The 11,286-nt window shown below is 41.4% G+C and carries 10 protein-coding genes (1 of these 10 only partly in view); 3 read left to right on the top strand and 7 right to left on the bottom strand.

What is annotated here, in order from left to right:
• On the bottom strand, positions 1–398 hold the start of the coding sequence (locus AFK25_RS02000) for a nucleotidyltransferase-like protein (RefSeq protein WP_035064004.1). Its footprint begins 475 nt before the window's first position; only the first 398 of its 873 coding nucleotides appear in the window; its start codon is at positions 396–398; its stop codon lies beyond the left edge, outside the window.
• Between the two features lie 111 nt (positions 399–509).
• On the opposite strand from AFK25_RS02000, the gene AFK25_RS01995 reads away from it, so the two are divergent.
• Positions 510–872, top strand: coding sequence for a YgzB family protein (locus AFK25_RS01995; protein WP_009360872.1), 363 nt, complete (start codon positions 510–512; stop codon positions 870–872).
• Positions 873–895: 23 nt separating this feature from the next.
• Here the strand turns inward: AFK25_RS01995 and perR are convergent, their stop codons facing one another.
• The 6 genes from perR to AFK25_RS01965 all read right to left on the bottom strand — a co-directional run bounded on the left by perR (position 896) and on the right by AFK25_RS01965 (position 5,004).
• A complete protein-coding gene (gene perR / locus AFK25_RS01990) occupies positions 896–1,339 on the bottom strand; it encodes a peroxide-responsive transcriptional repressor PerR (RefSeq protein WP_026011847.1) in 444 nt (147 codons plus the stop codon).
• A gap of 182 nt (positions 1,340–1,521) precedes the next feature.
• On the bottom strand, positions 1,522–1,983 hold the full coding sequence (bcp, locus tag AFK25_RS01985) for a thioredoxin-dependent thiol peroxidase (protein ID WP_035064002.1): 462 nt from the start codon (positions 1,981–1,983) through the stop codon (positions 1,522–1,524).
• A 10-nt stretch (positions 1,984–1,993) separates the two neighbouring features.
• Complete coding sequence (locus AFK25_RS01980) at positions 1,994–2,392, bottom strand: potassium channel family protein (RefSeq protein WP_019418547.1); 399 nt, start codon at positions 2,390–2,392, stop codon at positions 1,994–1,996.
• A 42-nt stretch (positions 2,393–2,434) separates the two neighbouring features.
• A complete protein-coding gene (locus AFK25_RS01975) occupies positions 2,435–3,220 on the bottom strand; it encodes an ABC transporter permease (RefSeq protein WP_009360868.1) in 786 nt (261 codons plus the stop codon).
• A 4-nt stretch (positions 3,221–3,224) separates the two neighbouring features.
• Positions 3,225–4,016 carry an ABC transporter permease gene (locus AFK25_RS01970; protein ID WP_009360867.1) on the bottom strand — a complete coding sequence of 264 codons (792 nt, stop codon included), beginning with the start codon at positions 4,014–4,016 and terminating at the stop codon, positions 3,225–3,227.
• Positions 4,009–5,004: an ABC transporter ATP-binding protein gene (locus AFK25_RS01965; protein ID WP_035063999.1), complete on the bottom strand. Its 996-nt coding sequence runs from the start codon at positions 5,002–5,004 to the stop codon at positions 4,009–4,011. Before AFK25_RS01965 ends, AFK25_RS01970 begins: the two co-directional genes overlap by 8 nt.
• A 133-nt stretch (positions 5,005–5,137) precedes the next feature.
• Between AFK25_RS01965 and AFK25_RS01960 the strand changes: the two genes are divergently transcribed.
• Positions 5,138–6,433, top strand: a complete 1,296-nt coding sequence (locus AFK25_RS01960) for a glutamate-1-semialdehyde 2,1-aminomutase (RefSeq protein WP_035063997.1) — start codon at positions 5,138–5,140, stop codon at positions 6,431–6,433.
• Positions 6,434–6,696: 263 nt separating this feature from the next.
• Positions 6,697–11,166: a glutamate synthase-related protein gene (locus tag AFK25_RS01955; RefSeq protein ID WP_049720925.1), complete on the top strand. Its 4,470-nt coding sequence runs from the start codon at positions 6,697–6,699 to the stop codon at positions 11,164–11,166.
• Positions 11,167–11,286: the final 120 nt, after the last annotated feature.

Genomic DNA, 11,286 nt, shown 5'->3' with positions numbered 1-11,286 from the left:
TATCGACGTACTAACTTAGCAAATTCTATTCCCATCTTTACTTTTCTTTCTTCTATCGGAAACTGCAATAAACGTTGCCGCCATTGTTCGATATATTCATTCCGATCAAATAACACTTTCCCATTCAACAACCAATTCATCACTTTTCGATTTGAACCGAGCAGCACCCATTCTTTCACTTGACGTTCATCTACAATGTGCAAAGATGCACTCTTTTCTTCGAAGGCATAATGTTTGATAAAAATCGGTTCTTCCCCTTCCCGAACGATAACAAATAAAACGACATCAAACAAATCCGTCTCCGGAGAGTAATCCGACCCTTTTTCAATCATTAAAATTCCAAGCGTTTGCGGATGACTAGCTCGCTCTTGGTAAATCGGACGCAATACATCTTCCATAAACCGATTCCTCCACTTTTCAACATTGTTTGACCGTATTCGACAATTTCAAAAAAACTCCTGCTTATCATTTAAAACTTATGTTATAGTTATGCGTAGGAGGAGATAAATGTGGGTGTGAAATATTCAAGCAAGATCAACAAAATTCGTACGTTTGCGTTAAGTTTAATTTTTATCGGATTTTTCGTGATGTATGCAGGTATATTTTTCCGCACATCACCTATTGTTATGACGTTATTTATGATTTTAGGATTGTTGTTTATTATCGCAAGTACAGTCGTCTATTTTTGGATCGGAATGTTGTCAACAAAAACGGTACAAGTCGTCTGTCCTTCATGCAATAAAGTAACAAAAATGTTAGGACGAGTCGATGTATGTATGTACTGCAACGAACCGCTTACACTCGATCCAACCCTTGAAGGAAAAGAATTTGATGAAAAATATAATCGAAAAACAAGAAACAAAAAAAGCTGATAGCCACGTCGCTACCAGCTTTTTTAATGATGCCCTTTTTGACAGTCTGGACACGTTCCATAAATCTCCATCCGATGATGACTAACTTTAAATCCTGTCACATGCGCCGCTAAATCTTCGACTTCATCTAAGCCTGGGTAATGAAAATCAACAATTTTTCCACACGTTTCGCAAATCACATGATAATGATGTGTCGTAACAAAATCAAAACGACTTGACGCATCACCGTACGTTAGTTCTTTGACAAGACCGACTTCTTTAAACACACGCAAATTGTTATACACAGTTGCGACACTCATATTTGGAAATTTTCCTTCCAAAGCTTTATAAATTTCATCCGCTGTTGGATGGGACATGGACTGAATCAAATATTCGAGTATCGCATGACGTTGCGGTGTAATACGGACGCCGGTTTCTTTTAACGTGTGAAGCGCTTCTTTTAATTGGTGTGCGTGCGTCACCGTCATGCACCTCACTTTCATTTATAAAAATTATAATTATTACTTTATAATTTTTATAAATAGTGTACAAAAAAATGAAACCGTTTGTCAATTGTATTTTTAGGTAAGAAAAAAGGCGACTCTTGAAGAATCGCCGCATACATATTTGAGGAGGTGTGTGCTCTACTATATCGTACGCAACGATCCTTTTATTTGTTTGAGCCAACCGCCTCTTTTAAAGCGTTCAACACTTCTTCGACATGCCCATTTACTTTTACTTTTCTCCACTCTTTCACGATTTGACCGTTTGGATCGATTAAAAACGTCGAACGCTCAATCCCCATATACTCTTTCCCAAAATTTTTCTTTAACTTCCATACGTCATACGCCTTCGCTGCGTCTTGTTTTTCATCAGCAAGCAGCAAAAACGGCAAGCGATGTTTTTCAATAAATTTTTTATGCCGAACAATCGAATCAGGGCTAATACCGATTACAACCGCCCCGAGTTCCTCAAATACTTCATGATGATCGCGAAAATCACAAGCTTCTGTCGTACATCCTGGCGTCATATCTTTTGGATAAAAATACAATACGACATACTTCCCACGAAATTGCGACAATGTCACGTTTTCCCCATTGCTTGCTGGCAATGTAAAGTCAGGCGCTTCCATATTTCCCCTCCTACCTTCTTTCTACATCCATTACTGTTCGAACAACAAAAGCGGCAGGTAGCGCATAGCCGAGCAACGCTTCGACCATCGCAATCCACCGGCCGATTCCAATCGGCACAATATCCCCATAGCCGACCGAAAGCAATGTGACTGCACTAAAATATAGGCTTGTTTCGACATATTGCAAAAAGTTAGAGGTCTCTATATTCTTCCCATTTTCCATCATAACAACATGTCCATTTATATGCAAAATCGTATATACAAGCGCAAAGCCAATCATCGTCGTTGAATACACAAATAAAATGGCAATAAAGTTTTTTATCGAAATGACAGAACGCTTCGTCTGCCAAAATGAGAAAAAGCTCATACATATGATAAAAACAATAACCCCAATCCATACATACGTCACAACATCCCCTCCTGTCCTCATATATACGAGAGGATGTTTAAATTAATTCCCCGCACCGCGATAACGTTTGACGCCCGCATTCCATAACAGCACCGACAACGTAAAACAAACAATCCCCATCACCGGCGTCAAAAACGAGTACGTATACCATTCCGTTTTACGTAAAAAATACGCTGACGGATATACACCAACAAACGCAAACGGCAAAATCCATGTTAAAACGTAGCGAATAACACGATTGTAAATATCGACAGGGTATCTTCCGTAATTCCCGATGTTGTACATCATCGGCATAATCGAACTGCGTGCGTCAGACCAAAAACTAATGCTTGCTAACGAAATAAAAATACCTGCATAAACGAACGTTCCCCCTAAAACGAACAACACAAATAAAATGACATCATACCAATGAAACGATAAATGTAATCTTGATGCGGCATAACCCATAACAACTAAACCAGTAATTCCTCCAAGAAGCGACTCTAATTCCATTCGTTCAAGCACAATTTGGAACAAACTATGCACAGGGCGGGTTAATACACGGTCCATTTCCCCACGCACAATATATCTTTCGTTAAAATCCCAAATATTAAAAAACGCAGCAAACAAAGCAAACGGTACTAAAAAGAAGCCATAAATAAAAATAATTTCATCGCGCGTCCATCCATTTAATAATTGCGTATGTCCAAATACAACGAGGATAAAAATTAAATTCACACCTTGAAACATTAAATCAGACAAAAACTCAACAAACAAATCGGTACGATATTGCAACTTTGTTTTTACATATTGACTCATATATTGAAAAAAAATCGATACATAAAACATATGTTCACCCCCCTTGAATGATGAGTTTTCGTTTGGCTGCTTTCCATAATACATAAATTGGCATGATTAATACGACACACCAAACCGCTTGAAACAACATCCCTTTCATCGCAGCATCTCCCGTAAAGCTTTCCGTAAAAATCATACTCGGGATGTAACTGATCGCTTGAAAAGGCAAATAGTGCATCACATGTTGTGCCCATTCGGGATAAAAGCTAATTGGTAAAATAAGCCCTGAAAATAAATCAATAACAAATCGTTTGGCGCGAAGTAACCCTTCTCCATTTAACGTAAAAAACGTGACCATCCCAGCTATTAAATTGAGCTGAGAGTTAATAATAAAACTAAGCATTGTCGACAAAGCAAAATATCCCCACGTATGAACATTCGTTGTAAATTGGAGTGAAAAAACAAATGTGACAATGACCATGCCGGGAAGCGAAAAGAAAATGAGTCGGAAAATCCCTTCTCCAAGCCCTTGCATCGTTTTCATAATCAAATAGTTGTACGGGCGAATAAGTTCAATCGCCACTTTTCCTTCACGAATTTCCATCGCAATTTCACGATCAATGTTATTAAAATAAAACGCTCTTGCCATCCAAGCAATCGCGACATACGTCGTCATTTGTTCCACTGTCATTCCTTGAATAGATGACTGCCCTCCATAAATGGCAGACCATAAAAAATAATACGCGCCAATATTAATGCTATAAATAAAAATGCCGCTATAATAATTCGTGCGATAAGCTAACATCATTAAAAAACGCATACGAATCATCTCAATGTATTTACCCATGGTGAATCCCTTCTTCGTAAATGTTGCGAATAATTTCTTCCGTCGATACTTCGCGAATATGAATATCTTTTAATTCATAGGAGGAAACGACCTTTCCAATGACATGTGCCATATCTGCGGCACGAACATGCGCCACCCAACTATATCGGTCCTCTCCTTGTTCCCATGCCGTATCAACGAGCAGCATAAGCTCTTCTTTTGAGACGATATCGCGAAATTGAAAATGAATTTGCTTTCCTTCTCCCCAATTTTGCTTCAAATGTTGCAATGATCCGTCGTAAATGATCTTTCCTTCGTCAAGCATAATGACGCGTTCACAAAGCGCTTCAATATCTGTCATATCGTGCGTCGTTAATAAAATCGTCGTGTTGTATTTTTCATTAATTTCTTTTAAAAATTGACGAATTTTTAACTTGACAAGCACATCTAAACCGATCGTCGGCTCATCTAAAAATAAAAGTGGCGGATTATGAATGAGCGCAGCTGCTAATTCACAGCGCATTCGCTGACCGAGCGATAACTTACGCACAGGCTTATCAAGCAACGGACCAATATCTAACGTTTCAATCACGTGATCCATATGTTCCTTATAATCTTGGTCGGAGACACGATATACTTTTTTTAACAATCGAAATGACTCTTGCACGGCGATATCCCACCATAATTGTGATCGCTGTCCAAACACAACGCCGATCGTCTGCACGAAACGTTCCCGCTCTTTATGCGGATTCATCCCATTTACAACGACTCGTCCAGATGTCGGCGTTAAAATTCCTGTTAACATTTTTATTGTCGTTGATTTACCTGCCCCATTTTCTCCGATGTAGCCAACCATTTCCCCTTGTTTAACAGTAAACGAAATATCGTCGACAGCCCGAATCATTTTATAGTTTCTCGTAAATAAATCACGAAACGCCCCAGCTAACCCAGAACGGCTAGAGTACGACTTAAATTCTTTTCGTAGTTTTTCTACTTCAATCGCATACATGTTTCTCACCTCTCATGAAATCACTATTTAATAGTGTAACGAAAATGTTTAAACTCAACAAATGGTGTGCTCAAATAAATGTGATAAAATAAACACCATGAAAGAAATTTTACATAAAAGGAGGAGGCTTCGCGTGAATTTTACGAAGTCTGAACAATTATATCAAGAAGCGCTTGAACATATCGTCGGTGGTGTCAACAGCCCTTCTCGTTCATATAAAGCTGTCGGAGGCGGTGCACCCGTCGTGATGGAAAGAGCGCAAGGGGCATACTTTTGGGATGTAGACGGCAATAAATATATCGATTATTTAGCGGCGTACGGCCCTATTATTACCGGACATGCTCATCCACACATTACAAAAGCCATTCAACATGCGGCTGAAAATGGTGTTTTATACGGGACGCCAACACCGTATGAAATTACGTTCGCGAAAATGTTAAAAGAAGCGATCCCTTCCCTAGAAAAAGTACGTTTCGTCAATTCAGGAACAGAAGCTGTCATGACGACGATTCGTGTCGCACGCGCTTACACCGGTCGTGATAAAATTGTAAAGTTTGCAGGTTGCTATCACGGGCATTCCGATCTCGTTCTTGTTGCGGCTGGTTCTGGCCCGTCTACATTAGGTATACCTGACTCAGCAGGCGTACCAAAAAGCATCGCTCAAGAAGTCATTACTGTTCCTTTTAATGACGTAGAGGCTTTTAAACAAGCGATGGATCGTTGGGGAAGCGAAGTAGCTGCCGTTCTCGTTGAACCAATTGTCGGTAACTTCGGGATCGTTGAACCGAAACCAGGCTTTTTACAAGCGATCAACGACATCGCTCACGCAGCTGGCGCCCTTGTCATTTATGATGAAGTCATCACTGCTTTCCGTTTTATGTATGGCGGTGCTCAAAACTTGCTTGGAGTCGAACCAGACTTAACAGCACTCGGAAAAATTATCGGTGGTGGTTTACCAATCGGTGCATACGGCGGTAGAAAAGACATTATGGAACAAGTGGCTCCACTTGGTCCTGCTTACCAAGCAGGAACGATGGCGGGAAATCCTGCATCCATTTTAGCAGGTATTGCTTGTTTAGAAGTATTACAACAAGAAGGCGTGTACGAACATCTCGATCACCTCGGTGCGATGTTAGAGGCTGGCATTTTAACACATGCGAAAACATACGATATTCCTATTACAATTAACCGCCTAAAAGGAGCGCTCACTGTATACTTCACGACAGAAAAAGTAGAAAACTATGAACAAGCGGAACGGACAGATGGGCAGATGTTCGCAAAGTTTTTCAAACTTATGCTTCATCAAGGCATTAATCTCGCTCCTTCGAAGTATGAAGCATGGTTTATTACATTAGCTCATACAGAAGAAGATATTGAGTACACAATCGAAGCGGTAGGACGCGCATTTAAATCCTTAAAAAATGAATAAATATACAATTATAACGAGGGAGGAAATCCATTCCTCCCTCGTTTTTTATGCTAAAAGACAATGTAAACGCTTACATTATTCGTGAACGTTTTGTTACATGAACTGAATATTATATCCAAAAATATGAATAAATAATTGATTTTCTTCTGCAAACATGCTAATATAGACTATAAAATTCAGAAAATTTTATTTCTTAAAAAAGTTTTGTGTAGGAGGTGGCGAAGGCGAGAAGCGAGCAACAAGCCGCTTACAAGCCGCATGCTATGAAACAACGGTGGAATCCAACTTCATTTCAACATTTTTATGAGCACGAACACGATGCGTGTGGAATTGTCGCTGCGGTTGAAAAACGACGCATTCCGACAAAGGAAAACATTACAACATGTATTAACGCCCTCGTCACAATGAATCATCGCGCCGGATTCATCAATGGTGAAGGAGATGGCGTCGGTATTCATATTGACATTCCGAAAGCGCTTTGGAAAGAAAAATTTGCTGCTGCCCATCTTGATCCTCAATTCGTCGACCGCGACGATTTTATTGTTGGCCATATATTTATTACGCGAACAACGAATGTCGAAGAGAAAAAAGCACGTATGCGTCAATTGTTTGATCAATTTCATCTCAATCTTATTTTTGAATCTGATCGCGTGACCTCTTCTTCAGCGCTCGGTCCAATCGCTTTACGCGAAGAACCTGTATTTTGGCAAGTAGCCCTTTTACCAAACAAAAATGAAACGTTATCTAAAACGTTATTTGAATTAACGATTGAAATAGAAAAAGATGAACATATTCATGTCGCCTCTCTTAGTAACCATCATGCCATTTACAAAGTGATGGGAGCTGGAGATATTTTACCAAAATATTATCACGACTTAGCGAGTCCACTTGTGGCATCTACAATGACGCTTGGCCATAATCGCTATTCAACAAATACACTATCCAACTTTTTCCGTGTACAACCGTTTAGCGTCTTAGGTCATAACGGCGAAATTAACACGATTGCTAAACTACGTGAAGAGGCAACAATGATCGGTGTTCCATTGACAAACGGCGGAAGCGATTCGCAAGACTTGAGCCGAACGATGGAAACACTGATTTATCGTGATGGCTATACGTTATTTGAAGCGATGGACTTTTTATTTCCGCCAATTGTAAATGAAATAAAAAACTATCCAGCACATTTACAAGATTTATATACTTACATTCGCGAAGCTTGGGGACATTTCGCCCAAGGCCCTGCAGGCATCATTTCTCGCCATGCAGACGAAGCAGTATTTAGCGTCGATGCGCTCGGATTGCGACCACTTTGGAAAATTGAAACAGAACACCGTTACGTATTTGCATCTGAGCCAGGCATTATTCCTGTATGCGAATATACGGGAGAACCAAAACCGCTCGCGCCGGGAGAAAAAATCGGCTTAAAATGGCAAGCGGATGGAACAATTCGTATGTATGAATACGCAGATTATCAACAAGAAGTATACAATCGCATTCGAAATCGTTTAAATATCGAAAATATGCGCCAACGTCTCCAAACGCCAACGTTCAAAACGTATGTGCTTATGGCCCAACCAACAAAAGTGCATAACGGACAATATGCAGCATTCGGTTGGGATCGTGAACATATTCAATTGCTCGAACAAATGGCAGAAAAAGGCGCAGAGCCTATTCGCTCGCTCGGTCACGATGCTCCGCTTGCAGCAATCGATCCTGAACGAAAAAATATTGCTGATTTTATAAAAGAAAGTGTAGCTGTTGTGACAAACCCTGCCATTGACCGCGACCGTGAAACAGAACATTTTTCTACACGCGTTGTCGTCGGAAAACGACCAAGTATCGTCTCAAACGAGGAACGTCCTTACACAGTCGAGCTTCTTTCACCTATTTTAATCGAAGGAAAGCTCGGAAATGAATGTGCAGAAATGTTGCAGCAACCATCGTACGATCAACTCGTTCATACATTTGAAGAAAAACAATTGACATACTTTATATCAGCCACATTTTTTGAACACGAAACGATTCCAACGGCACTTGCCCGTTTAAGCGAAGAAGCATGCGCAGCTGCGGCAAACGGAAAAACGTTGCTTGTCATTGACGATGCAAAAGCGCATCAAAATGGTCATTTATGGATCGATCCACTTCTTGTTATATCGGCGATCGATCAAGCGTTAACAAAAGCGCAATTGCGGAGAAACTGTTCGCTTCTTCTTCGTTCTGGAGCGATTCGTTCATTGCATGATTTCATCGTTGCATACGGACTTGGCGCAAACGTCATTAGCCCATATTTAATGTTTGCGACAGTTGCTGATTCGTCCACTCGACCAGCGATCCATTTGTTCCAAGCGTTAAATAAAGGGCTTGAAAAAGTCATTTCAACGATCGGTATTCACGAATTACGCGGATATAGCCGTCTCTTTTCATCGATCGGCTTGCATGAAGAAGTCGCAGCTGTATTAAATATTGTTAACTTTTTTGGTTCTGATTCGCTTGCCCAAAATTTTGAAGCATTAAAACAAGACGCTATCGCACGCGCAAACGATTTTGAAACAGAACAAGCAAAGTTGCGCAAAACATTTCACGTCTTTCCACGCATTTGGAAAGCGATTGGCGAGGTAGCACAAACAGGCTCATACGATCAATATCGCGAAAAATTGACGGAAATCGAAACAGAAACGCCAACAGCTATTCGTCATTTAACAGATTTAAAACAGGCCGACGTGCCAGCTAAAAAAGAACACGTGGACATTTCTGTCGGCGAACATAGCTTGCCTTTTGTTATCGCTTCGATGTCATTTGGTTCGCAAAACGAAATTGCGTTCCGCGCTTATGCAGAGGCAGCGAACCGTCTTAACATGATTAGCTTAAACGGTGAGGGTGGCGAAATTAAAGATATGCTCGGCAAATATCCGCGCACGCGCGGACAACAAGTCGCTTCTGGACGATTTGGCGTCAATGCTGAACTGCTTAACTCATCTAATTTACTAGAAATTAAAATCGGGCAAGGAGCAAAACCAGGTGAAGGTGGTCATTTGCCAGGATCGAAAGTGACAGCTAAAATCGCTGAAGCTCGGAACGCAACGATCGGCTCTGATTTAATTTCACCGTCAAACAACCATGACATTTACTCCATTGAAGACTTAGCACAAATGATTGCTGAATTAAAAACAGCAAACGACCAAGCGAAAGTCGCTGTCAAAGTGCCAGTCGTCCCTAATATTGGAACGATTGCTGTCGGCATCGCAAAAGCTGGTGCGGACATTATTACGCTAAGTGGCTTCGACGGTGGAACGGGAGCAGCGCGCATTCATGCCATTCAACACGTTGGCTTACCTGTAGAAATTGGCGTCAAAGCAGCGCACAACGCGCTCTTAGAAGCTGGATTGCGCCACCAAGTTGAAATTTGGGCAGATGGCGGCATCAAAAGCGCGATGGACGTGATCAAAGTGATGCTTCTCGGCGCCAACCGCGTTGGCTTCGGTACATTAGCGATGATTGCGATCGGATGTACAACATGTCGCGGTTGTCATTTAGATACATGCCATGTCGGAATCGCCACGCAAATTGAATCGGAAGCACAAGCGAAAGAACATGGTTTACGCCGTTTCGTTCCGAGACAATTCGAGCAAGCGGTACAAAACTTAGTTCGCTTCTTTACAGCATTTGGTGAAGAACTAAAAGCGCTCACCGCCTCGCTCGGCTATACGAACTTACAACAGCTTGTCGGTCGCTCTGACTTGCTTGAACAAACGCGCGGACGCGATCGAATGAATTTAGCGACGTTATTAAAACCATTAGAAATCGGTCAATGGTATCAAAAAGAAGTCGCGGCGACATCAGAAGAAGGAAAACTGGCCGTTGCAGCTGGGGCTGAATATTTAGATTATCATGTTGAAGACTTACATCGTTCACGCGAATTTTCAACTGTCACAGCTGAACAACGCGTGCTCGGCAGCCGCGTCGCATGCCATCGTGTGCGTGGTCGATTAGACGGATCTTATAAAAAGCTGCCAAACATATCTCTTCGTTATAAAGATGGATCTGTACCCGGCAATGGACTCGGTGCATATAACGTTACTGGCATTCATATTCACGTTGACGGTGGAACGCAAGACGGAACCGGAAAAACATCGCTTGGCGGCGGCATTTTCGTCTTTAAGGCGAAAGGAAAAGACGGAAAGTTTTACAACGGCTCAGTCGGAAAAGGATTTGGCTACGGAGCGCAAAAAGGATTGCTCATTGTGCAAGGAAACGCTGACGCACGCGCAGGCATTCGCTTATCAGGAGCGGATATGATTATCGGTGGTCAAGTGACAAAACCAATCCCTGAAGTTGAACACGGCAATATCGGTGTTCACGCAAACATTAAAGGATTTGCCTTTGAATATATGACAAACGGACGCGGACTCGTTCTCGGCGACCCAGGTCCATGGATTTGTGCAGGGATGACAGGCGGTGTCGTTTATTTACGTCACCAACCAGAAATGGGCTTAACGAAAGCAGCCCTTGAACGCCGAATCGCCAAAGGCGCAAACGTCTCGATTCAGCCACTAAACGAAAAAGGAAAAGCAGACGTCAAAGAACTACTTGGCACATATATTGATTTACTTATCGAACATGAACAGCATGAAGAAGCAGCAACACTTCAACCGTTGTTGCAACAACCAGAGCAACACTTTTTCCAAGTCATTCCGAAAAAAGAACAAGCCGATCCATCCGTATCGACGGAATAAACGTAAAAAGAACTGCCTCAAAAAAATGGGGCAGTTCTTTTAATTTTTTTCCTTTTATCTTGATATACTGATGAAAAACATGTATATTTGTTTGTTGTTCTAACAAGATGATGAAAAAGA

This window comes from Anoxybacillus gonensis, assembly GCF_001187595.1.
Classification (GTDB): Bacteria; Bacillota; Bacilli; order Bacillales; family Anoxybacillaceae; genus Anoxybacillus; species Anoxybacillus gonensis.
The sequence above is the reverse complement of the archived record's forward strand: the minus strand, read 5'-3'. Positions and strand labels throughout refer to the sequence as shown.